General features: G+C 56.0%; 18 protein-coding genes and 1 tRNA gene. 10 read left to right on the forward strand and 9 right to left on the reverse strand.

The genetic code is table 11. The features are described from left to right. Positions 1 to 42: 42 nt before the first annotated feature. The 3 genes from C7436_RS15315 to lipB are packed head-to-tail and all read left to right on the forward strand — an operon-like array spanning position 43 to position 2,158. Complete coding sequence (locus tag C7436_RS15315) at positions 43 to 1,206, forward strand: D-alanyl-D-alanine carboxypeptidase family protein (RefSeq protein ID WP_370257472.1); 1,164 nt, start codon at positions 43 to 45, stop codon at positions 1,204 to 1,206. Positions 1,207 to 1,238: 32 nt separating this feature from the next. Next, a complete protein-coding gene (locus tag C7436_RS15320) occupies positions 1,239 to 1,517 on the forward strand; it encodes an HP0495 family protein (protein WP_370257471.1) in 279 nt (92 codons plus the stop codon). 2 nt (positions 1,518 to 1,519) lie between these two features. Then, positions 1,520 to 2,158, forward strand: coding sequence for a lipoyl(octanoyl) transferase LipB (lipB, locus tag C7436_RS15325; RefSeq protein ID WP_121208370.1), 639 nt, complete (start codon positions 1,520 to 1,522; stop codon positions 2,156 to 2,158). On the opposite strand, the gene C7436_RS15330 is transcribed toward lipB, so the two are convergent. Continuing rightward, on the reverse strand, positions 2,146 to 3,240 hold the full coding sequence (locus tag C7436_RS15330) for a GGDEF domain-containing protein (protein WP_121208371.1): 1,095 nt from the start codon (positions 3,238 to 3,240) through the stop codon (positions 2,146 to 2,148). The two genes, lipB and C7436_RS15330, sit on opposite strands and share 13 nt — an antisense overlap. 253 nt (positions 3,241 to 3,493) lie before the next feature. Here C7436_RS15330 and C7436_RS15335 point away from each other — a divergent pair, with 253 nt between their 5' ends. After that, on the forward strand, positions 3,494 to 4,900 hold the full coding sequence (locus C7436_RS15335; protein ID WP_121208372.1) for an ABC1 kinase family protein: 1,407 nt from the start codon (positions 3,494 to 3,496) through the stop codon (positions 4,898 to 4,900). Here C7436_RS15335 and C7436_RS15340 read toward each other — a convergent pair. Next, complete coding sequence (locus tag C7436_RS15340; protein WP_014420673.1) at positions 4,897 to 5,322, reverse strand: YqaA family protein; 426 nt, start codon at positions 5,320 to 5,322, stop codon at positions 4,897 to 4,899. The genes C7436_RS15335 and C7436_RS15340 overlap by 4 nt on opposite strands. A 58-nt stretch (positions 5,323 to 5,380) precedes the next feature. On the opposite strand from C7436_RS15340, the gene C7436_RS15345 reads away from it, so the two are divergent. Together C7436_RS15345 and C7436_RS15350 are read left to right on the forward strand one after the other, a co-directional pair. Next, positions 5,381 to 7,507: a methyl-accepting chemotaxis protein gene (locus C7436_RS15345; RefSeq protein WP_121208485.1), complete on the forward strand. Its 2,127-nt coding sequence runs from the start codon at positions 5,381 to 5,383 to the stop codon at positions 7,505 to 7,507. A 154-nt stretch (positions 7,508 to 7,661) separates the two neighbouring features. Further along, the gene (locus C7436_RS15350; RefSeq protein WP_011785863.1) at positions 7,662 to 7,916 is read left to right on the forward strand and encodes a GrxA family glutaredoxin; all 255 of its coding nucleotides are present in this window, start codon (positions 7,662 to 7,664) and stop codon (positions 7,914 to 7,916) included. A 74-nt stretch (positions 7,917 to 7,990) separates the two neighbouring features. Here the strand turns inward: C7436_RS15350 and C7436_RS15355 are convergent, their stop codons facing one another. Next, complete coding sequence (locus tag C7436_RS15355) at positions 7,991 to 9,253, reverse strand: 6-phosphofructokinase (RefSeq protein ID WP_011785862.1); 1,263 nt, start codon at positions 9,251 to 9,253, stop codon at positions 7,991 to 7,993. A gap of 144 nt (positions 9,254 to 9,397) precedes the next feature. Here C7436_RS15355 and mpl point away from each other — a divergent pair, with 144 nt between their 5' ends. The 4 genes from mpl to C7436_RS15375 all read left to right on the forward strand — a co-directional run bounded on the left by mpl (position 9,398) and on the right by C7436_RS15375 (position 14,748). Beyond that, complete coding sequence (gene mpl, locus C7436_RS15360; protein ID WP_121208373.1) at positions 9,398 to 10,792, forward strand: UDP-N-acetylmuramate:L-alanyl-gamma-D-glutamyl-meso-diaminopimelate ligase; 1,395 nt, start codon at positions 9,398 to 9,400, stop codon at positions 10,790 to 10,792. Further along, positions 10,785 to 11,408 (forward strand): flavin prenyltransferase UbiX, encoded by a 624-nt coding sequence (locus C7436_RS15365; protein WP_011785860.1) that lies wholly within the window; start codon positions 10,785 to 10,787, stop codon positions 11,406 to 11,408. Before mpl ends, C7436_RS15365 begins: the two co-directional genes overlap by 8 nt. A 122-nt stretch (positions 11,409 to 11,530) precedes the next feature. Then, positions 11,531 to 12,670, forward strand: coding sequence for an acyl-CoA dehydrogenase family protein (locus C7436_RS15370; protein WP_011785859.1), 1,140 nt, complete (start codon positions 11,531 to 11,533; stop codon positions 12,668 to 12,670). A 146-nt stretch (positions 12,671 to 12,816) separates the two neighbouring features. Continuing rightward, positions 12,817 to 14,748 carry a hypothetical protein gene (locus C7436_RS15375; protein WP_121208486.1) on the forward strand — a complete coding sequence of 644 codons (1,932 nt, stop codon included), beginning with the start codon at positions 12,817 to 12,819 and terminating at the stop codon, positions 14,746 to 14,748. A 273-nt stretch (positions 14,749 to 15,021) separates the two neighbouring features. On the opposite strand, the gene C7436_RS15380 is transcribed toward C7436_RS15375, so the two are convergent. The 6 genes from C7436_RS15380 to C7436_RS15405 form a co-directional block, all read right to left on the reverse strand. Then, entirely contained in the window at positions 15,022 to 16,179 is a 1,158-nt protein-coding gene (locus C7436_RS15380) for a DUF4268 domain-containing protein (RefSeq protein WP_121208374.1), read from the reverse strand. A 3-nt stretch (positions 16,180 to 16,182) separates the two neighbouring features. Continuing rightward, on the reverse strand, positions 16,183 to 16,902 hold the full coding sequence (locus C7436_RS15385; protein WP_121208375.1) for a M48 family metallopeptidase: 720 nt from the start codon (positions 16,900 to 16,902) through the stop codon (positions 16,183 to 16,185). Beyond that, on the reverse strand, positions 16,899 to 20,030 hold the full coding sequence (locus tag C7436_RS15390) for a type I restriction endonuclease subunit R (protein WP_121208376.1): 3,132 nt from the start codon (positions 20,028 to 20,030) through the stop codon (positions 16,899 to 16,901). The genes C7436_RS15385 and C7436_RS15390 overlap by 4 nt, the downstream gene beginning before the upstream one ends. Positions 20,031 to 20,048: 18 nt before the next feature. Further along, positions 20,049 to 21,311, reverse strand: a complete 1,263-nt coding sequence (locus tag C7436_RS15395; protein ID WP_121208377.1) for a restriction endonuclease subunit S — start codon at positions 21,309 to 21,311, stop codon at positions 20,049 to 20,051. Continuing rightward, positions 21,304 to 23,028: a type I restriction-modification system subunit M gene (locus tag C7436_RS15400; protein ID WP_121208378.1), complete on the reverse strand. Its 1,725-nt coding sequence runs from the start codon at positions 23,026 to 23,028 to the stop codon at positions 21,304 to 21,306. The genes C7436_RS15395 and C7436_RS15400 overlap by 8 nt, the downstream gene beginning before the upstream one ends. Before the next feature lie 330 nt (positions 23,029 to 23,358). Beyond that, positions 23,359 to 23,445 (reverse strand) — tRNA-Leu (locus C7436_RS15405). Positions 23,446 to 23,454 lie beyond the last annotated feature (9 nt).

Consider the following 23,454-nt stretch of genomic DNA (forward strand, 5'->3'; position numbering starts at 1 on the left):
AACCAACATAAGACAAGCATCTGACGACGAATGAAACTATCCATGGCTTTCAAGACTGTAACTCGAACACTGTTTCTGGTTTTTTCCCTGTTGCTGATGAGCGGGCAGGCCTCGGCGCAGGCGGTACTGATCCCGTCTCCGCCGCAGATTGCCGGTAGCTCCTGGGTGTTGATGGATCCGCTCAGTGGTCGTGTGATCATGGAGCACAATAGCAATGAGCGTTTGCCACCGGCGAGTCTGACCAAAATGATGACGGCCTATATTGTCGAGCGCGAGCTGGATGAAGGCCGTATCTCCATGTCGGATATGGTACCTATCAGTGTCAAGGCCTGGCGCACAGAGGGGTCCCGAACCTTCGTGCAGGAGGGCACCTTGGTGTCCGTTGAGGATCTGCTCAAGGGTGTGATTATCCAGTCTGGCAACGATGCGTCTGTGGCGTTGGCCGAGTTTGTGGCCGGCAGTGAAGGGGCTTTCGTGGACATCATGAACCAGCAGGCGCAACTGCTGGGCATGAAAGATACCCACTTCGAAAACGCCACCGGCCTGCCCTCCGCAGACCATTTCTCAACCGCCTACGATCTTGCGGTCCTGGCACGGCATATTATCCAGGACTACCCGGAAAACTACCCGCTGTATGCGCAGAAGCACTTCACCTACAACAATATTCGTCAACCCAACCGAAACAGCTTGCTGTGGCGGGATGACAGCGTTGATGGTTTGAAAACCGGGCACACGGAAGAGGCCGGTTATTGCCTGGTGGCATCGGCCAAGCGGGGTGAGACCCGGCTGATTGCTACGGTTATGGGAACCAGCAGCTCTGAGGCCCGGGCCCAGGAAGTGCAGAAAATGCTCAACTACGGCTTCCGCTACTTTGAAACCGAGCGGCTGTTCCGTGCCGGTCAGGAGCTGATGGCGTCCAGAGTGTGGGGCGGTCAGGCGGATGAGGTGTCGGTAGGCATGCCGGAGGATATCTATGTCACCATTCCCCGTGGCTCCCGCGAGAAACTGGAATCGGTGGTCGACCTTGATTCCGTGATAAAAGCGCCCATTAAGGTGGGAGATGAGCTGGGCCGTGTTCGTGTGGTTCTGGACGGTGAAACCCTGGTGGATGAGCCTGTGCTGGCGCTCACAGAAGTGCCGGAAGGCGGTTTGTTCAAGCGCATCTGGGATGCCATCAAGCTGTTTTTTGTTCAACTGTTTAACTGAGGTTGAGGCGCTGTTTGCCTTAGCCGGGAGTAATGTGCGGCATGACTGAGCCGAAAGCACCAAAAATCGAGTTTCCCTGTGACTATGTCATCAAGGTGATTGGCAACGCCGCGCCCGATTTCACCGAATTTGTGGTGGAAGTGGTTGAGCAGCATGCCCCGGGACTGTCTGAAGCGGACATCTCGGTGACCGACAGCAGCAAGGGCCGGTTTTCTTCGGTTCAGCTGAAAATTGTGGCGACCGGTGAAGATCAGCTCAAAGCATTGTTTGAAGAGCTCAAGGCCAGTGGCCGCGTTCACATGGTGCTGTAAGCGTGGCTGACCTCATCGTGCGGTCACTGGGGCAACAGCCCTACATGGAAACCTGGGAAGCGATGAAATCGTTCACCGCCAACCGGGACGAGGCCACCGTGGATGAGCTCTGGTGCCTGGAGCATCCCCGGGTGTTTACCCAGGGGCAGGCGGGCAAAGCCGAGCATATCCTTCTGCCAGGAGACATTCCGGTGATTCAGGTTGATCGAGGTGGCCAGGTGACCTACCACGGCCCCGGGCAGCTAGTGATCTACCTGCTGATTGATCTGACCCGGCGTAAACTCGGGGTGCGTAACCTGGTCAGTGCTATTGAACAGGCGATTGTCCGTACCCTGGCCCAAGGCGGCATTGAAGCAGCACCGCGGTCAGATGCGCCGGGTGTCTATGTGAACGGCGCCAAGATTGCGTCCTTGGGTTTGAGGGTCCGCCGGGGCTGCTCCTTCCATGGCCTGGCTCTGAATGTGAACATGGACATGGAACCCTTTTCCCGAATCAACCCTTGTGGCTACGCGGGCATGTCCATGTGCCAAGTCAGTGATTTTGAGGCCGGAGCCTCGGTCTATGACCTGGAGCGCCGGCTGGTGAGCGAGCTGGTCGACGGCCTGGGCCACAGTCAGGTGGAGCAACGTCAGGGCTGGTGAAGCGCCTCAGTAGCCTGACACACGCGATTTCTCCCCAGCGTCTTGGCTTGATATAGCGCCTCATCGGCCCGTTGCAGCAGGCGATCGATCGACTCCGATCCCTGTATACATGCCACGCCGATGCTGATTGTGGCGGTCACTCGCTTGCCCGCGCAGTCAATGCCCTGGCTCGCCACGGCTGAACGGATTCGCCCTGCCGTGGCGGCGGCTTCGGTCAGGGCGGTTTCGGGGAGTAGTACCAGAAACTCTTCTCCGCCCCAGCGGGCGATGGTGTCCACCTTGCGGCTCTGGCCGGTCACGGTGCGGGCAACCAACACGATCATGTCGTCGCCCGCCTGGTGACCGTAGCTGTCGTTCACATTCTTGAACAGGTCGATATCCATCAGCAGAACCGAGAAGCTGCGACCGTTACGCAGGTAGCGCTGATACTCTGTTTCCAGTTGTTCCAAACCTTCGCGGCGATTGGCCAGGCTGGTGAGTGCGTCGTGTTTGGCGGCGTACTCGAATTCTGCGGCCAGCCGGATCAAGCCTAGCTTGCTCCGCCGCCGGCTCTGATCGAGGATGTAGCAAGTGGCCATTTCGAAAGCCAGCACGATGATCATGGAAAGCCGGAAGCTGGTACTGTAGGGCGAGTCAAAAACCATATCCCCCAACGGACTGAACAGGAATAATACGGCCAGCCATCCGCCCACACAGGCCAGTATGCCGACTCTGGCTTCACTGATGTAGAAGATTATGGGGGGATAGGCGAACAGCCAGATGATGGCCGAGCCGTCTTCAACCGCCTGAATGGCCAGGTAGGTAAACAGAGCGATAATCAGGGTAATGAATGCCCGGCGCTGGAGGGTTTTGTGGCCCAGGCTCAGAAAGACGATCGCATTAATGGCCAGAAGGGCGGCGAAGGCCAGCAGCAGCCGTGAAGTTAACGGGTCGCCGTGGCCGGACGAGCGCCAGGCGAAAAACACAAGCAACGGCACTGCCGCACAGGTGAGGCCGTTGATCAGGGCCGGTACCGGTATCTCGCCTTTAACGCGAAACTGCGACAGCTCAGCGTCTGGCGTTCTTGAAGCGGGCTGATTCATGTGTGGGTGGTGTTGTTGTAGTTGATAAATATCACAGAAACCCTGTCAACCAATACTAGACCGCTTTGTGATCTGTGACTGTGTCAAAACGTAACCGATGTCACGAACTCTTTTAAATTGGTCGAAGTTTATACACATTGGCTGCAGGGGCAGTGCCGGCGCGACGACTGGGTTAGGTAGTCGCGCGCCCAGATCCGTATAATGGTCAGATATATTGCAGGCATTCACATTTCCTGACAGAAACAGGTCTTTCATGTCTTCCAGCCGACCCGGAAAATCCGTCTCCCGTATCAAGACCGGCAGCTTTGAGCGCAGGTTGTCGCTGACCAGAGCCGGACTGTTCGCAGGCACGCGCATGGCGTCCCATATGGCGACTAACTGGTTCAGCAACAAGGAAACCCGGGAGCAGCGGCATCGGGCAATGCTCTCCAGTCAGGCCCGGTTTCTGGTGGACGAACTTGGCCGGCTCAAGGGCAGTGTGGTCAAGATCGGCCAGGTCATGGCGCTGTACGGCGAGCATTTTCTCCCCGAAGAAGTGACTGAGGCGCTGCACACTCTGGAAGACCAGACCACCTCTCTGGAGTGGCCGGCCATTGAGCGGGTGCTCAAAGCCGAACTGGGGGAGAGCCGGCTTTCTGAACTCGATATTGACCCGGAGCCTATAGGAGCTGCCTCACTTGGCCAGGTTCATCGTGCGGTACGCCGTAGCGACGGGTTGGAGCTTGTGCTCAAAGTGCAATACCCGGGTGTTGCCGATGCCGTCGACAGTGATCTGAACGCTGTGGCTCATCTGCTGAAAGTGGCGCGGCTGGTCAGCTTCGGCCCTGAATTCAACGACTGGCTGGAAGAAGTCCGGGAAATGATGCACCGGGAGGTGGATTACCGGCTGGAGGCCCGTACCACCGAAAAGTTCCGCCAGATGCTTAGCCATGATCCACGCTTTGTGGTGCCAAGAGTGCTGGCAGAATTTTCAACGGATCATATTATTGCCTCGACCTATGAGCACGGCCATTCGGTCAGTTCAGTGGCGGTTCGTGAATTGCCACTGGAGCGACGCAGTGCCCTGGGCCAGGCAGCCCTGGAATTATTTTTCCGGGAACTATTTGAATGGGGTGAGATCCAGACCGACCCGAATTTCGGCAACTACCGGATTCGTATTGCGGGCGAACAGGGTGGTGATTCGGAAACTGACCGGATTGTCCTGCTGGATTTTGGCGCCGTGCAGAGTTACTCGTCTGGCTTTCTGAAGCCGGTCATCCAGATGATCAGGGCTTCCTATGAGGAAGATCTGGAGCAGGTTGTTGAGGGCGGAATCAAGCTCAGATTCATGAGCCGGGACTGGCCGGCGGAGGTGCTGGACAAGTTTGGCAAGGTCTGTATGTCAGTACTGGAACCCCTGGCGAAGGATCGCAGTCAGTGGCCGGATTATGCCGTCAACAGCCATGGCCAGTACCGCTGGAAACAGAGCGATTTGCCCTCGAGAGTGGCCAAGCAGGCCGCCAGGTCTGCCATCAGCCGCTATTTTCGTGTACCCCCCAAGGAATTCGTGTTCCTCAATCGAAAACTAATCGGGGTTTACACCTTCATTGCGGTGTTGCACTCCGAGTTCAACGGCGAGAACTTGTTGAGAAAATACCTCTATGGGAGCGGTGCTGCCTAGCCAGACGCGGTCAGCACCACCCAGATGACGAAGGCATAGCGCAGTCCCTTACCAATCCCCACCAGAACAATAAAATTCAGCCAGGGGACTCGCATAATGCCGCCCACCAGGGTCAGTGCATCGCCGCCAATGGGCAACCAGCCCAGCAGGAGCGACCACTGACCATATCGATTGAACCGGTTTCGTGCCTTGTGTAGTTGAAGTTCACTGACGGGAAACCAGCGTTTGTGCTTAAAGCGATCCACTTGCCGGCCGATAAGCCCATTAACCACTGACCCCAGAGTATTTCCCATGGTTGCCCAGAACCACAACCAGAACAGGGGATAATTCTGGCTGACCAGGGTGCCGAGCAGTATTTCCGAATACGCGGGCAGCAGCGTTGCCGCGGCAAAAGATGTCAGGAACAGGGTCAGGTAGGCCAAAAACGCCTCCATGCTCTAGGATGTTGGTTAAGCCTCACAGAAAAAGGTTTCGATGTACATGAAACAACTCTCTCTGCGCGTAAAACTCTACGCCCTGGTGATTGCACTGCTGCTAACCATGGGTGTGAGTATTGTTATCACCGCCCAGCTCTCCCTCGGTTCCATGGAGGAACGGCTGACCCGGGAAACCCGGGGCACGGTGCAACGTATTGTAATGGATCAGCTTAGTGCGACCGCAGGGAAATACGGTGAGCTGGTGACCGGGGTATTCGAAACCGCCTACCAGACGCCTGAAGTGGTTCGCAGCCTGATTACCCGCAATATAGAAGCGGACAGTTCCGGAAGGATCAGCCGGCGCGACCTTCAGGAAAACATTGGGGCTGTGCTCGAGGAACAGAAGCATCTGAGTTCGATTTACGCCCAGTTTGAGCCGGATGGTTACGACGGCCAGGACATTTACTTTACCGGCGGCGTGGAAGAACACAGCAGTGATGAGGGCACCCTTGAGATCTACTACTATCGGGACCCGGCCGGCAATGTGTTGTTCAGCAGAACCGAAGACCCTGCCACCAAATACCTGGATAACCGCAATGAGTTCGGGATCCGTGAAGCCGAATGGTACCTGTGTTCCCGCGATTCTCTGAAGCCCTGCCTGATGGAGCCCTATGAGTATGAGATTGAAGAGGGCTACTCCGAGCTGATGACCAGCCTGGTGGTGCCGGTGATCAGTGACGGCGAGTTTGCCGGGGTGGTCGGTTCCGACATCAACCTGTCGACACTGCAGTCGACCATTGCCCGCGTCAGCGAGGAACTCTTTGGCGGCCAGTCACGGGTCACATTGCTGAGCGAGAAAGGCCTGATTGCTGCTTCGAGTCATTATCAGGAGCATCTGGGCCGGCCACTGCGGGAAGCACTGCCGGATCTGGCTGGCGAATTTACGGCGTTGCACCGCAACGGAGGCAGCTTCGACAACGGTGAGATTCTCGCCGTGTCGTATCCCGTCAAGGTCGCGTTACCTGGCGCTGAATGGTCGCTGTTGATTGAATTGCCGCGCGATATCGCCCTGGCCAGTGTGAATGAAATAACGGCGTTGCTGTCAGACGAAGTAACCAGCACGGCCACCCGCCAAACCGTGGTGGGCATTGTGGTGGTCGTGCTTGCGATTGCCGTATTGGTGTTGCTGGTGCGTTCGGTTACCCGGCCGCTGGACGAAATCCGGAAGCGCATGCGCAATCTGGCCAGTGCCGAGGGCGATCTTACCCGTGAACTGGATATTGACACTCATGCCGAGCTGATTGACCTTGCTGGCGGCTTTAATGCCTTCCTGGCCCGCCTGAGGGAAATGATCAACGACCTCAAAGATGTGAATGCCCAGGTGCGGGGGCAGGCTTCGGATGTGGGCGCCATTGCACGGGATACCGATGAACAGACAGCCCGCCAGCATCAGGATATCGACAGTGTGGTGACCGCCATGAATGAAATGTCGGCGGCGGCGGGGGAAGTGGCCGGCTTTGCTGGCGAGGCAGCGGATAATGCCCGGGCTGCGCGGGATGGCATTAAATTTACCCAGGATACTCTGGGTACGGCGTTGCGGGGCGTGGATGCACTGGCCGGCGATATGGATCAGGCCAGCTCGGCTATTGGTCACGTGGCCCAGCGCAGTGAGGAAATCAACCGGATTCTGGAAGTAATCCGTGGCATTGCTGAGCAGACCAATCTGCTGGCACTGAATGCCGCTATCGAGGCTGCACGGGCCGGAGAGCAGGGGCGTGGCTTTGCGGTGGTAGCCGATGAAGTGCGCACGCTGGCGTCCCGAACCCGCGAATCCACGGATGAAATCAGTGGCATGATTGAGCGTCTGAAAGGCGACGTGGACGGTGCGGTAACGGTCATTGGAACCGGGGTGGAGCGAGCCACCAGCGCGGTAGAGGGTACCCGGGAAGCCAGTCACTCGCTGGCCACAGTGGTTGAGCGTATCGCCACGATTGTTGAGCATGTCACCCAGGTGGCCACCGCCGCTGAGGAGCAGAGTTCGGTGAGCGAGGAAATTAACCGGAACCTGACCCACATCGGCGACGCAGCCAACGATCTGAGGGAGTTGGCGCAGCGGGTCCGCCAGAGTGGCGAAGCGCTCGATGGCCAGGTTCAGGTGCTGGATCGCGAACTGGGCCGCCTGAAAACCTGAGGCTGGCCCTTCCTCGGGCGATATCGGTATCGTCAGCTACTATCACGATCATGGCGAGGATCAATTTTCAATTGGTGCTCGCCATGCCATTATTGCGACATTATAAATGCGCTGAGTGCCAGCCACTCGCAACCCTTTGAGTCAGGAGGTATGTATGGAGCAGGTCACGATTTATGGCCGTTCAAGTTGTGGTTTTTGCGTTCGGGCAAGGGACCTGTGTGAATCCAGAAACATCCCCTACGTGTGGGTGGACATGATCGAAAAAGGCATGAGCAAACAGGACATTGCCGACCGTATCGGCCATCCAGTCTACACGGTGCCCCAGATTCTGGTGGGTTCCGAGTATGTGGGTGGTTTCGACGATTTCTCAGCGTATGTGCGCCGCCATGAGGCGCAAACGGCCAGTTAGGTCGCAGCCGTTTGTAGCGTAAAAAAAAGCCCGGCAATTTTGGCCGGGCTTTTTTGTAGGGCTGCAGGGCAGGATCAGAGTTCGAACTCGGTCCTCAGTTTCTTCTCCACCAGCTGGTTCTTCAGCTTGGCAACCCTGGGCAGACCGTCGTCAAACGGCGGGAAGCTTTCGCCGGCGATCAGCGGCTGCAGGTAATCCCGGCAATCCTGAGTGATGCCAAAGCCGTTGTCTGTGATGTAATGGATCGGCATTTTCTTTTCCTGGTTGGCGACCTCGCTGAGGTTGGCCTCGCCGATTGACCAGCGATAAGGCTTGGCCTGATCCCGCACGATGGTGGGCATCAGAGCCTGTTTGCCTGCCAGGGCCATTTCCACCGCAGCCTTGCCAACCGCGTAAGCCTGCTCCACATCAGTGGCCGAGGCAATGTGCCTGGCTGCACGCTGCAGATAGTCTGCCACTGCCCAGTGGTATTTGTGGCCCAGGGCCTGTTTCACCATATTGGCCAGGGCCGGGGCAACACCACCAAGCTGGGTGTGGCCGAAGGCATCCTTGGCGCCGGCATCGGCAACGAAGCGGCCGTCTTCGTATTGGGCGCCTTCAGACGCCACCACCACGCAGTAACCGTAATCCCTCACGCACTGATCCACTCGCTCCAGGAATTTCTCCCGGTTGAAGGGAATCTCCGGGAACAGGATGACGTGAGGCGGCTCGCCTTCGCTCTGTCCGGCCAGTCCGCCAGCGGCAGCAATCCAGCCGGCGTGGCGACCCATCACTTCCAGAATGAAGACCTTGGTGGAGGTTTCACACATGGATTTGATATCCAGGCTGGCTTCGAGGGTGGATGTGGCAATGTACTTGGCCACGGAACCAAAGCCGGGACAGCAGTCGGTGAAGGGAAGGTCGTTGTCGACCGTTTTGGGCACGCCAATGCAGGTGATCGGGTAACCCATACGATCGGCCAGTTGGGAGACCTTATAGGCGGTATCCTGGGAATCGCCGCCGCCGTTGTAGAAGAAGTAACCGATGTCGTGGGCCCGGAACACTTCAATCAGGCGCTCGTATTCGCGCTGGTTCTCGGAAATGTTCTTGAGCTTGTAGCGGCAGGAACCAAAAGCCCCGCCTGGCGTGTGGATGAGGGCCTGGATGGCGTCGTCAGATTCCAGACTGGTATCAATCAGCTCTTCTTTCAAAGCACCGATGATGCCGTTGCGGCCGGCATAGACCTTGCCGATCTGGTCCGGATGTTTGCGTGCGGTCTGGATAACACCGCAAGCACTGGCATTGATAACGGCGGTGACCCCGCCAGACTGGGCATAAAATGCGTTCTTGATAGCCATCTCGGGCTGAAGCCTCCTGCTGGTTCAACGATGGCGCAGATGATACGCCAAACACCGCGGTTTTTCATGAGCATATGCCGGCTCTTGACCGCGCAGAAAGTATGGTAGAGGCTTGGCAGGTTTCAAACCGGAGGCACAACCTTAATGCATATACATATTCTGGGCATTTGCGGCACGTTCATGGGCAGTCTGGCGGTGATCGCCCGGGAGCTGGGGCATAAGGTGACCGGTTCAGACCAGGGCGTTTACCCTCCCATGAGTACTCAGCTGGAGGCCCAGGGCATTGCGTTGACAGAAGGTTACCGGCCCGAGAACCTGGAGCCGAAACCGGATCTGGTGCTGATCGGGAATGCCATGTCCCGGGGTAATCCGGAAGTGGAAGCGGTGCTCAACCGGCGCATTGATTATATGTCTGGCCCCGAATGGCTCGCCCGGGAAGTCCTGCGCCACCGGTGGGTGATGGCCGTAGCCGGTACCCATGGCAAAACCACCACAACGGCCATGCTGCTGTGGATTCTCGACCAGGCCGGCTTTGATGCCGGTTACCTGGTAGGCGGTGTGCCCCAGGACTTTCCGGTGTCTGCCAGGTTGGGCAGCAGTGATTTCTTTGTGATCGAGGCGGATGAGTACGACAGCGCGTTCTTTGACAAGCGCTCCAAGTTTATCCACTACCGCCCGAGTACCCTGATTCTGAATAACCTGGAATTCGACCACGCCGACATTTTCGAAAACGTGGAAGCCATTGAGCGTCAGTTCCACCACCTTGTGCGTACCGTACCGTCTCAGGGCCTGATCATTCGACCTGCCCTGGACAGCCACCTGGATAATGCCCTGGAGATGGGGTGCTGGAGCCCGGTGCAGGATACGGCTATCGGCAGCGAGATCAGCCGCACGGCGGACTGGCGGGCTGAGCTTCTGGCTGAGGATGGCAGCCGCTTCATGGTCATCCACCATGAGCAGCCGGTTGCGACGCTGAAATGGGGGCTGACCGGTTTGCACAATGTGCGTAATGCCCTGTCGGCGATTGCCGCTGCCCGTCATGTGGGCGTAACGCCTGACCATGCGGTGGCGGCGTTGTGCCGGTTCTCTGGAGTGAAGCGCAGAATGGAGCTGGTGGGCGAAATCGGCGGTGTGCGCGTATACGACGACTTTGCCCATCATCCAACCGCGATTGCGTCTACCCTGCAGGGATTGCGCAACCGGGTGGGAGATGAGCCCATCCTGGCCATTATCGAACCCCGCTCCAATACCATGAAGCAGGGTGTGCACAAGCAGACGCTGATCCCGAGTGCCGCACTGGCAGATCGGGTGCTTTGGGGTAATCTCAGTGATATGGACTGGTTGCCGGAACTGGTGGGGAGCTGGCAGGCGGAACACGGTGAGCTGGATCATCACAGGGTGGAGGCGTCGGTGGAGGAACTGATTGAGAAGGCGCTGGAGGGACTGCCAGAGACCTGTCATATCGTGATCATGAGTAATGGCGGTTTTGGCGGCATTCATCGGAAACTGGTGGCCGAACTGGAGAAGCGTCGTGGCTGAACAATCACCGGTTGTTAATCTGGCGTTTACCGGCGCGTCCGGAGCCCAGTATGGGCTTCGTCTGTTGCAGTGCCTGGTAGCCAACGGTTGCCGTGTGAACGTGATGATCAGTAAGGCGGCCCAGGTGGTGATCGCGACTGAAACCGATTTTCGGCTGCCGGGTTCCACGCCTGCCATGGCAGAGGCCTTGTCGGACTTCGCCGGTGCGCAGCCCGGTCAGGTACAGGTCTTTGGCCGGGAGGAGTGGTTTTCTCCACCGGCTTCCGGTTCCGGCGAGAAGGCGCCGCTGGTAATTTGCCCCTGCAGCACCGGCACGCTCTCGGCACTGGCGACCGGCGCCAGCAACAATCTGATCGAGCGCGCCGGCGACGTGGCCCTGAAAGAGCGCCGCAAGCTGATTCTGGTGTTACGGGAGACGCCGTATTCCGAAGTGCACCTGGAAAACATGCTCAAGCTCACCCGCATGGGTGCGGTAATGATGCCGGCGAGCCCCGGGTTCTATCACAACCCGCAGTCGGTGGATGATCTGGTCGATTTTATGGTGGCCCGGATTCTCGACCATCTGGATCTTCCGCAAACCCTGGTACCTCGCTGGGGAGAAAAGAAAGCCGACTGATCCGTTCCGGGGCGATGGTTTTTGCCAAAGCGATTGATGGTTTTCACCATTGAGCGAAACCCCGCCCCGCCACAGACTTGCTGAACACAATGATAAACCAACCCGTTTACCGAGGTTCAGCAATGATTCCACGTACTCTTTTCGACGCCGATCTTGAAGGCTTCCGCGATTCCGTTCGCAAGTTTCTGGAGCAGGAAGCGGCTCCGTATCATGACCAATGGGAAAAAGATGGTCAGGTCAGCCGCGAGCTCTGGCAGAAAGCAGGTGAGCTGGGCTTCCTGTGCCCGATGCTGCCGGAAGAGTACGGCGGTGTGGGGGCCGATTTCCGTTACTCCGCAGTGATTATGGAAGAGATCTCCCGGGCCGGATTGTCTGGCATTGGCTGGGGGCTGCACTCCGATATCGTGGCGCCTTATATCCTGAACTACGGCTCAGAAGAGCAGAAACAGAAGTATCTGCCGAAAATGGCTTCAGGTGAAATGATTACTGCCATCGCCATGACTGAACCGGGCGCGGGTTCCGACCTGCAAGGCGTAAAAACCACGGCGATTCGCCAGGGTGACCACTACATTCTGAATGGCTCGAAAACCTTTATCACCAACGGCCAGTTGGCGGATCTGGTGATTGTCGTTGCCAAGACCGACCCCAAAGAAGGTGCCAAGGGTACCAGCTTGTTGCTGGTCGAAACCGCCTGGGAGGGCTTTGAAAAAGGCCAGAACCTGAACAAGGTGGGGATGAAAGCCCAGGACACCTCCGAGCTGTTCTTCCAGGATGTGAAAGTACCGGCAGACAACCTGCTGGGCAGCATGGAAGGGCAGGGCTTTTTCCAGTTGATGCAGGAGTTGCCGGCCGAGCGTCTGCAGGTGGCCCTGACCGCCGTAGCCGCCGCCGAGGCGGCCTGGCAGTGGACCCTGGATTACGTGAAAGAACGCAAAGCCTTCGGTAAACCCGTCATCGCTTTCCAGAACACCCGCTTCAAGCTGGCTGAACTGAAGGCCGAAATCACGGCCGCCCGTGTGTTCACTGACCGTTGCCTGGAGCTGCACCTCGACAAGAAACTGGATATCCCGACGGCGGCCATGCTCAAGCAGCACACTACCGACCTTCAATGCAAGGTGATGGACGAATGCGTTCAGCTGCACGGTGGCTACGGCTACATGTGGGAGTATCCGATTGCCCGGGCGTGGGCCGATTCGCGCGTGCAGCGGATCTACGCCGGCACCAACGAAATCATGAAAGAAATCGTGGCGCGGTCGTTCTGACGAATTGTCCCGATTTGCAGGCCCCGGCACATTCCGGGGCCTGCTCGTTACCAAACTTTACAATTTGCCAAGCCTGTCAAGGTCTCCCGGCGGCACATCTCCTAAAGTAGCGGCACAACCTCTAACAAGGATAAATGGTTGCCGCGATGAAACGTCTGATCAGTGTTACCGTTCCTCTGCTGTCACTTGCGATCGCCGGCTGTGGTGATGAATCCGATGACCTGCCGGTTGATGGCCGGGAGTTCGATGGTGTTACCTACAGTGAGCGAGCGCCCTACCAGGGGCGGGTAATCGACGGTTACCTCAACGATGCCCGGGTCTGGCTGGATCTTGACGACAATGGCCAGTACACCGCAGGCCCTGTTGAGATTGAGCTGGACAGCGGTAATACCCACGTTCTGGAGAATGGCGAGCCAACCGTGATGAGTGGTCCCGGCGGGCGGTTCTCCATGGATGTATCCGCACTGGATGTTCCGTCATCCATCGGGGCAAACCTGGACCCAAGGGATTATCCGCTTTATGCCCTTGCCATCCCCGGGCAGACCCTGGAGGAGCGTAGCTACGGTGATGAGCCGGTCACTCGGGCGTTTTTGATGTCGGCCAGCCCCGGCGTCACCAATATTACCCCACTGACTACGTTGGCCCGCTTCCGGAGCCTGGCCGGACAGTGGAATACTGAAAACCCGATTCCGGATAATCGGTTCGCTGATCTGGACGGTATCAATCTGTGGAAGGACTATATCCTTGCCAATGACGACCGCGCTCACGCCTATGCCCGGGCGTTGGCGCGGTTCATGGCCAGCCAGATCCCTGATGGCTACAACGATTACCTGGCCGGGAACGGCAGTGACGGCAGCGAGGCCAGCCTGTTACCGCGTGACGGTGTATATCTGCTTGGCTATTCCCTGGTTCAGAATGCTGATGAGGTTATTGCGATTGTCGATGCCAGAGTATCCGGTGGCAACTACGGCAATGTGGATACCGATACGCTGATACTGCCGGATGTTGATGTGGAGGTCAGCAATCCCAGGCTGCTGGTCAGCCAGCGGATTTCGGCACGGCCAACCCGATCAGACACGCTGCCCACCAATACCTCGGATCTGGGCGCCTCGGCAGAATTGTCGTTTGAATACAGTGAAGGTGGCAGGCTGCTGGCTGTGTCCAGCCGGGGCTGCATGGGTATTTCGCTGCCTGAGATGGCCCGGTTGTTTCAGGCTGATGGCTATATGACCAATCTGAAGACCCAGTGGCTGCCATCGTCCTCCCTTTCACCTCAAAGTGCCGTCTGGTACGACGAGGAGGGCGTGCACGAGCGCCTGGAGTTTGCCTGGGAGAATGGCACGGCCAGTCTTGATACGGTCACTACATGCCACGAGCAGACGCTCGGGGTAACGCCAGGGGGAACCGAGCTGGATGGCATTAGTGATATCAGCTGGGTTTGGGACGATCAGGCGGGAACCCTGGTGGAGTCTGTGCCCAACAGGGCTGACCGCGAACTGAAGGTTGAGTCGGCCAATTCGCCAGCGGAAGTCCTGGATGGCGAACAGCCGCCCCTGGATCTGGTCAGTGGGTATCAGCTGACCGAGGGCGGTGGCCTGGAAGCAGGCGTTCAGTTTTCCGGTGGCGGCGCCTCCTGCGCGCCGCAGGGTGTTGCGCCTAACGATACCGAGCGCAACGGCCAGTATGCGACCCGGCTGTTTCCCTTCTCATTTACCAGTGACGTTGCCGCTTCCGATCTTTTCGGGGCAGGCGCCTATGAATACGATATTGATGATCGCAATGGCGTCTCTGTTGCCCGCTTGCTCCGGTTCCCGTTCCTGGATATGGCGACCGCAAATCTGCCAGAAGTGGATTCCGCGAACGGGGCGTTCCAGTGGCAGCTGTTTTACGACGCACTGAACGGCGATGGCCTGGATCCTCAGCGTCCGAACCTGCTCAAGACGGCATATCTGGTCGATTTCCTGGCGACATCTGAGTGCGGCGACGGCCCTCTCGACCGGCCGGGCCGGGCGTATGCCACAGTGGAGTACGAGTACCAGACCCTCTCGGACTATCTGTTGGACAAGCTGTCGGAGTAAGACGGTTAGCGGGAAGGGTGATAGATGGTTGGTTTGTCGCCCTTTCAGGCAGCACAAAATGCTCGGCGTCAAGATAACGTTCAGTCTTTACGCGTCAAGAACGTCCTGCGGGGATGCACCGGACGTTAATCAGCTTGATTGAATGTCGCGGGCGGAATGTGACCTCGGGGTCGTTGAGGCAATTGCTGTTCAGTTGAGGGTGGATGTTCCCACATTGCTGTCAGACCCAGAAGTACAGCAGCCGTTAAATGCCCACCCAAACTAGGCTGCGAATCAAATCGAGTTCATGGATTCGGGGTTAATTGGTGACCGGGCTTTCACCTGCTCCCATACTTCGCGCACTGGACCTTTTAAAGACGCTTCCAAGCGGCACATTGCGTCTACCATAAAGTTAATCATTTCGTCCCACTGCTCTCGGTCATAAACATTTCCGACGGTTTCAGCCTTGATGCGACAAGCCCGTTTTTCGTCTAGGCGCTCCCACTCAAGTTCCCCGCCAAATGCGGTCTGGATTTCGTTTTTGCGCGCCGCCAAGGCTTCGAAAACCAGTTCATTCTCGGTTTTGTTGCCACGGTCAATATACAATTCAGCCCTTCCATACTGCTTGGTTGCAACGAAGTTGAAGCTAATTCCGCCCACCCCGGAACCCGCACCGATCCAACTATAAACACCGGGACTAATGCTCTGATAAAGGTTGGATGGTGAGGCATTCATCGAATCAATCAGCCTGCCCCAGAACTCGCGACGAACAACATGCCGGTGCTTCTGTTCAACCTGATCTTCAATATCGTCTTGCGCCTTTTCCGCCATGCCGATCATGTATTCTTCCGTGTCTTGAGTAGGGATGATCTGTTCGACGTTTAGAAACAGTTCTTCCCCCATGGCATACGGCGTGGCGCGAAAGCATTGCAGCCTTAATTTGAAATTCATCAACCACAGCACTGTGCTGGTAACTTCCTTGCGGAAATTCGCGGCGATTAACATGATCCGTTGGGTTACCCCTTTGTTCAGGGTAACTTCTGTAAAATCCTGATTCTCCAGAAATTCACAGATTCGATCTTCAGCGTTCACTCCGGGTTCAGCTATATCCAGATACTTTTGAAAGATTTTCACAATGTTGGATTTAGATAGCCCGGAGCAATAGGACGCATACTTGAGCGCCTGCCATGTCACATCACGACCAGAGTCATCCAGCTTGTTTTCAATGATGACTAAAGCGCCCTGTTTATCCAGCGCAAGAAGATCTAGACGTTCGTGCGTGGCATCAAATCCAGAAAACTCTTTCTGAATGATTAACAGGTCTTCTCCCAAAACGTCTGGTTGTTTGGCGATCCATTCTTGAAGATGGTCCCGCTCACGAAAACCCAGCGAAGAAAAGGTTTTTTGCTCAAGTCGTTGAATGCTGTTTGCTGATTTATTAATCCGATACATACTTCAAATACTCAGCTTAAGTGCATATTCCCGCAACCACTCCCGGCACCGCTGATACTCCGGCAACACCCGCGCCACTTCCCGCCAGAACTCCGGTGAATGGTCATGGCGGATCAGGTGGCAGAGTTCGTGAATCACCACGTAATCCACCATCCGGTTCGGTGCCATCATGATTTGCCAGTTGAATTCCAGCTTTCCTTTGGCGGTGCAGCTGCCCCAGCGGGATTTGAAGGTGCGGATGCCAACTCCGGCAGGCTCCACGCCAACCATGGGCGCGAAGCGGTTCACTTTCTCCGTCAGCTTCTGTTCAGCTTGCCGTTTGTACCAGCGCACAAGGGCATTGCGGATCATGTGGGGTTGTTCGGTGCCGTTGGGTACGGTGACCACCAAACGTCCATTCAGCAGCTTCACAGGTGCGAAGTTTCCCGTTTCTACCTTCAGCCGGTAGTTACGCCCCAGATAATTGAAGGCTTCTCCAGACACATAGCGTTTGCTGCTGGCAGGTGTCATTTCCCGGTGCAGGGTGATCTTTTCTTTGATCCAGCGGCGTTTGGCTGCCAGTAGCTGGTCAATCTTTTCGGCAGGGGTGTTTACGGGCACCACCACAGACACGGCACCGTCTTCCACGCGAATATCCGCAGACTTGCGGCGGTTGGTTCGGATGACTTCGGCAATGAAGCCGTTTGCGTCCCGGTATTCCGGTTTCTGTGCAGCTGCCATCATTTGAACTTGTTCTTTGCTAGTTCCATGAATCGGTCCTGAACCACGTTAACCAGTGCTTTCTCACCGAAGGAACAGTCCAGAACGGCACGTTTGATTTCTTTCTTCATCCGCTTCACTTCGTCCGGCTTGCTGAAGAAATCCACAATCTGGGTGGCTTCGTCGAACATGCTGACAAGGTCCTGACTGGTTGCCTTGATCTCGTCGTGTACGGCTTCGCTGATGGCATCTTCACCGGCATGGCTGGTCACTTCTGCCATCAGGATGTTGTAGAATGCGAATTCGGTTTCACTCAGCCCCAGATCATCTGCCGCCTGCTTGTGCTCGGACTCCATGCTATCGACCATCTGAAGCAACATGTCCAGTTGTTGATCCCACTTGCCCGCCGTCTTTTCGATTATGTCCCGCAGGCGAAGACTCAGGGATTTGTAGTATTCCGGGTCTTCGTCCAGATTCACCGTGATGTGGTGCTTGATGGCGCTTTCGATTTCGGATGCGCGGGATTCGGGGGATTTGATTTGCTCCACCGTTTCCTTGAAGTTTGCTGCCATCAGGTCCACGGGCGGAATCTTCGGGTCTACCCCGGTGCTGATGATGTGTTCGTCCACCAGCTGGCGGACTTTCGCCCCGGCATCGCTGATGTTCAGCCCGGGATCACGGTAGCGGTTGCGGGCGGCGTTCTGAACCTTGCCCCATAGCTTCAGGTCTGGAATGAACGGCTTGGCGGCGGTGTCCGGCAAAATCACTTCCATCTGCTTGGCGAACTTCCTGAACGCCAGTTCGAACTGCTGGCGGGTGTCTTCATCCTTGAGGTACAGCACGTAATCATCTACACCTGTGCCTTTAACATCGGAAAAAATAGCAGCCACACGGGTGTGAGCCGCTTTCAGGCGCGGTATCTCGTCCTTCAGGGTGTGGTAGGTGCCTTCCACGTCCTCACTACTGAACTGCTTCAGGGCATCGGTCAGGTAGTCGGACAGCCCGTAGTAATCCACCACGTAACCGCAGGCTTTGCCCTTATAGGTCCGGTTCACCCGTGCGATTGACTGCATCAACGTATGATCCTTCAGGCTCCGGTCGATATACATCACCTGTGCAATGGGCGCATCGAAGCCAGTCAGCAGCATATCCTTCACAATCAGGAAACTGGTGGGGTCTTCATCCATGGGTTTGGTGAAGTTCCTGATCACCTGTTTCTGGTGCGCGCTGTCGGTGTACTTGCTGAGGTATGCCGGGTCGTTGTGGGTGCCGGAGATGATCACTTCCGAAGGGGGCGCTTCCAGGTCGTCCAGGGTCTTCTTGAACACCGTGGCGGCATGGCGACTGCCCACCACAATCATGGCTTTGAAGCCGTTGGGCTGAATCTTCTCCCGGTAATGCTTCAGCAGGTCGATGCATACCCAGCGAATGCGGGCAGGGGCTTCCCTTACTGCGCGCTCCACACCGTACTTCTTCTTGATTTCCCGCTTTTCGTCGTCGCTTTTGTCTTTGAAGTATTCTTCAAACAGCGCGTCCAGCGAATCGCCCACCACATCGCTCTGGACCTGGCGACCTTCGTAGATGATGCGCACGGTGGCACCGTCATCCACGGCTTCGTTGATCTTGTACTTGTCGATGTAACCGCCAAAGGCTTTGTCCATCTTCTGGGACTTCAGCAGGGGCGTACCGGTAAAGCCGATCTTGGGTGCGTTGGGCAGGGCGGCGTTGATGGTCATTGCCAGCCCGCCAAACTGGGTGCGGTGGGCTTCGTCCGCCAGCACGATGATCTTTTCACTGGGGTTCAGGTCGGTGAAGTCGCCTTCCTGTTCTGCTTCCTGAAACTTCTGCACCATGGCGGTCACAATGTCGGAAGAATCCTTTGATAACAGGTCCTTCAGGTCGGCAACCGATCTGGCGTTGTGGATGGTTTCATTCTGGGCATCCCGGAAGGTCTTGGAAAGTTGACCATCCAGCTGGGTGCGGTCGGTGACGAACACCAGTTTGTACTGCTTTAGCTCCGGGTCACGGCGCATCTTTACTGCCAGCATGACCATTGTCAGGGACTTTCCGGACCCTTGGGTATGCCAGACTACCCCGGACTTTTCTTTGCGCGTGGTGCCAGTCTTGAGGCGTTCTATGACCTTGTTCACCGCCCGGTATTGCTGATACCGGGCTACCTTCTTGATTAGGCGACCATCCACCGGTTCAAACAGGGTGAAGTTCTGCATCAGGTCCAGAAAGCTGGCGGGGGTGAACATGCCAGCAAGCAGACGTTGTTGCGGTGTGACCTCGCTGGAACTACCGGAAGCAGCTGAATCGACACCGGCAGCCACCTGCTTGGCGGCAACCAGATACTCCGGTGAGGGCACATCACCTGCCTTGTGGCTGCTTGAGGCAGTCCCGGTCGAGATAAAGTCGGGTTGATGAGCCATCGCCCGAATGTCGGCATCGGTGTACGGGTAAGCATCCTTCCAGTCGCCATAATGCTGCGCACTGGAACTGATGGTGCCCACCTTCGCCTGATCCCGACAGGTAGACACCATCAGTTGGTTGTACCAGAACAGTTTCTGGGCACCTTCATCGTCTTCCGGGTTGCGCAGGTTGGCGTAACGGCGCAGCTGGTTGATACCTTCGGCTACAGCATCGGCAATATAAGGCGATTTACACTCAATCACCGCCAGCGGCAAGCCGTTCACGAAGCAGACAACATCCGGGATGATGTTCTGGTTGATGCCTTCAACCTTGAACTGGTTGGTGCATACAAATTCGTTGTTCTCAGGGGTGTCGAAGTCGATGACCTTGACCGTCTGCCCCTTGCGACCGGCACCCAGGTCCTGTTCAACGGACAGGTAGTTCACCAGCAGGTCGTAGATAGACTGGTTGTACTCCATCAAACCCGCGTGATTCGGGTGGGTGAATTCGCGGATGACTTTCCTTAGGTTTTCGTCACTGATCCAGGGGTTCAACCGGACCACGGCAGCTTTCAGGCGCTTGGACAGCACCACGTCCCGGTAGTAGCCTCGTTCGCCTGCAGGTGAGCCATCCACAGGCAGAACCGGTGCGAGGTCTGCACCGGGCAAGTGGGTCCATCCAAGGCGGGTCAGTTGTTCAATGGCGGGCAGTTCGACTTTTTCGATTTCATCCTGAAACATATCGGGGCAGGTGCCGGGTTAGGCAACCGCTGACTCCTTTTGATCAATTTTGACCCTGACTTTGCCGGTTAAAAGGTCTTGCATGAGGGCTGCTTTGATGCACTTGAATTTTTGATATCTGCTATTGAGTACTTCTATATTGTTGTCTATTGACTCGATTCGGGTAGCTATTTCTTTTTGCTCTTGCACTGAAGGGCGCGGAACAAGAATATCTTTAATATTCTGTGCATTGATATTGATGTTCGAGCTACCTTGAGTAATCGATGACAGCTGATCTTGGCAAATGTCCGATTCGTAGCAGTATCCAATGAAGCGGTTGGTACAAAGTTCGGTACTGAACCGGAAGCGAATTATGTAAGATGCAAAAACAGCCTCATCTCCTGATTCATATATTCCATATCGCCCGATAGCCCCGCTTCTTGCAAAAAGAAAGTCTCCTTTACTGATCTTGTACGCTTCTTTGTCTGCGTCAGATATTTCCATCCTTGGCATATCCGCGAATGATATTTTTGGGTTAGACATATCGGTTATGCGAACAACATAGGTGCCACGTTCGCTATATTTTTCCTTCGAGTAATATCCCTGCTTGTGCTCAACAGTGAGGTCTCCAATCCTAACCACGGTCCACTGCTTGGGAATCCGCCCCACTGGCGAATCCTTAAACTCCGTGTGCCCAATCCCTTTAGTCAACAGCTCCTGCATCATGCCGGTTTTCAGGTCTTTCAGCTTGTCGATCTGTGCGCGTGTTTTTTCGATCACGTCATCGACGGAGAACAGGATGGCTGCGATTTTTTGTTGTTCGAAGAGAGGGGGGAAAGCTACATCTAGCGTTTTCAGGTATTCCGTGGGAACTCGCCGTTGACCAGCCGAGCCGGTCATATTTACTGCACCTTTGAGACGAAAGTCTTCGGAATTGGTGAATTGGTAAAGAAATTTCGCGCTAGAGTTTTTTCTTGCTCGCAATACATGGAACTCCGTGCTGCCGAAGCCCACGCCATTCCTCAAGCCTTGGACAAAACCGCCTTTCCCGTTTTCAAAGCAAGGAGTGATCTTGGCGACTAAGACGTCTCCATTTTGGAAGCTGGTAAATCCTTTTGAAACCTGCCCGTAAGATGCAGTACGAATATTCCTCACAACAGCATTATTCGATACGTCTTCCATTTTGATGAATGAGACGGGAGTATCTGTATTCATCTCTGATCGTTGTGCCAATCTGGGGTTAATGTCACTGAAGTCAGTGAGAGTGCCGACAGACCAGTCATCAGGAACAGTATTACTCATACCCCAGCTCCTTCAGATAGCCCTTCATCAAGCTCTCTGCCTCAGTCAACTGCTCATCCAGCTCGTGCAATGACACCCGGTACTTGTCCCACCACCGCTCTAGCTGGGTGATCACTTTGGCATCTTCATCGCCAACGGCTTCCCGGATAGCTTCTTTGGCGTCGATCTCCGGCTTGAAGTCGTAGTAGTCAGAATCCCGCTTCACAAACACCGTGGACACGTCGAAGTCTTCCAAAATTTCTTCCCGGATGTACTCGCTTTCTACTTCCCGAACGGGAATGCCGCCGTGCAGGATGGCGCGCACGTCGAAGATTTCCGGGGGCGGGCTGGTGTCGGCGTAACGGCGGATGTTCAGGTTGTAATCGTTTTCGGCGATCTCAGCGAGGGTCACCACCTTCGAATAGCGTTTGATTTCGGCGTAGTTGTCGAAGCTCTGGACGATTTTTTCTATGTCCTGCTGGCGGAGCTTGTTCTGGTTCTTGCCTTCTTCGTATTCGAGTTCACTGTTGATGAATAGCACCTTGCCTTTGCGCTCTGCCGGTTTGTTCTTGTTGATGATCAACAGGCAGGCGGGAATGCCGGTGCCGTAAAACAGGGCAGCCGGTAAGCCAACCACGGCTTCCAGCAGGTCATCGTTCAGGATGCCCTGACGAATGACTTTCTCGCTGGCACCCCGGAACAGCACACCGTGGGGCATCACCACCCCCATCATGCCTTCGGCGTTCAGGCTGGCGATCATGTGCTGGACGAACGCCAGGTCTCCGGCATCCTTGGGCGGTGTGCCGTAGGGGAAGCGACCATAGGAATCACTGTCCGCTTCTTCCTTCCCCCACTTCTTCAGGCTGAAGGGCGGGTTGGCAATCACCCGGTCAAAGGTCATCAGTTCCCCCTGCTGGGTGTGTTGCGGATCGCGCAGGGTGTCCCCCTTGCGAATGTCCGCACTGTAGACCCCATGCAGAAACATGTTCATCTTGCAGATTGCCCAGGTGTTCAGGTTCATCTCCTGACCGAACAGGGACAGGTTAGACGGGTTTTCACCATTGGCTGCAAGATGGTTCCGGGTCTGTACCAGCATGCCGCCAGAACCAGCAGTGGGGTCGTAGATGCGCATACCGGCATGGGGCTTGAGCAGGGCAACCAGCAGCTGGACTACCTCAGACGGCGTGTAGAATTCCCCGCCTTTCTTACCGGCGCTGTCGGCGAACATCTTGATCAGGTATTCGTATGCAGTACCCAGCAGGTCAGGGCGCTCGAAGTCTTCGTTGCGCAAACGGTAGCGGCTGAAGTGGCTCAATAGGTCGCGCAGCTTTTTGTCAGACAGCTTGTTCTTGATGTTGAAGTCGATGGAAACCAGCACCCCTTCCAGAACGGGGTTGTATTCTTCGATGGCTTCCGTGGCAGTGTTCAGTTCAGAGCCAATGTCGTGCTTCAGGTCTTTGATAGCACCCCAACGCGCAATGGCTGGTATGTAGAAGGTCTTGTCGTATTCGTCTTCATCGTCCGCCAGCTCGCGGGCTTGGTCTTCGGTCTTGCCTTTGTCCATGTAGTACCGGACAACGCCTTCCTGTGCTTCTTCAAAGGCATCCGACAGACGCTTCAGAAACATCATCCCGAAGATGTAATCCTTGTATTCGGATGCGTCCATATTGCCGCGCAGAATGTCGGCGGCTTCCCATAGAAAGGATTCAAGTTGCTGAAGGGTGATGTTGTGGCTCATTCAATGGATTCCATCTACTGCAATGAGCATGGGGCGTGTGGTGCCCATGCGGGTCAAAATGCCTTTGAGTGTAGCGGCGGGGGCGCACACGGGCAATGCTGCAGGAGAGTAGGGTATTGAATGAAGGCGACAAACAGCGTCGTTAGGTCAATAAAGGAAGAAATAGAAAGTGCGTATACGGGGCAGCCCAAGGTGGCTGAACTATCAGGGCAGAGTAGGGAAATAGAAATGGTTTAATCAGGTGTGTTAAAGTCGGGCTTTTCTAACCCAAACACCTGTATATCTGAAGTCTGTAAGGTATTGATTCGACCATCCAATAGAGGAAAAGGATGGTGCCGAGGAGAGGACTTGAACCTCCACGGGGTTGCCCCCACTAGCACCTGAAGCTAGCGTGTCTACCAATTTCACCACCTCGGCAGGTGATTT

Source organism: Marinobacter nauticus, from assembly GCF_003634635.1.
In the GTDB taxonomy this organism is placed as follows: Bacteria; Pseudomonadota; Gammaproteobacteria; order Pseudomonadales; family Oleiphilaceae; genus Marinobacter; species Marinobacter nauticus.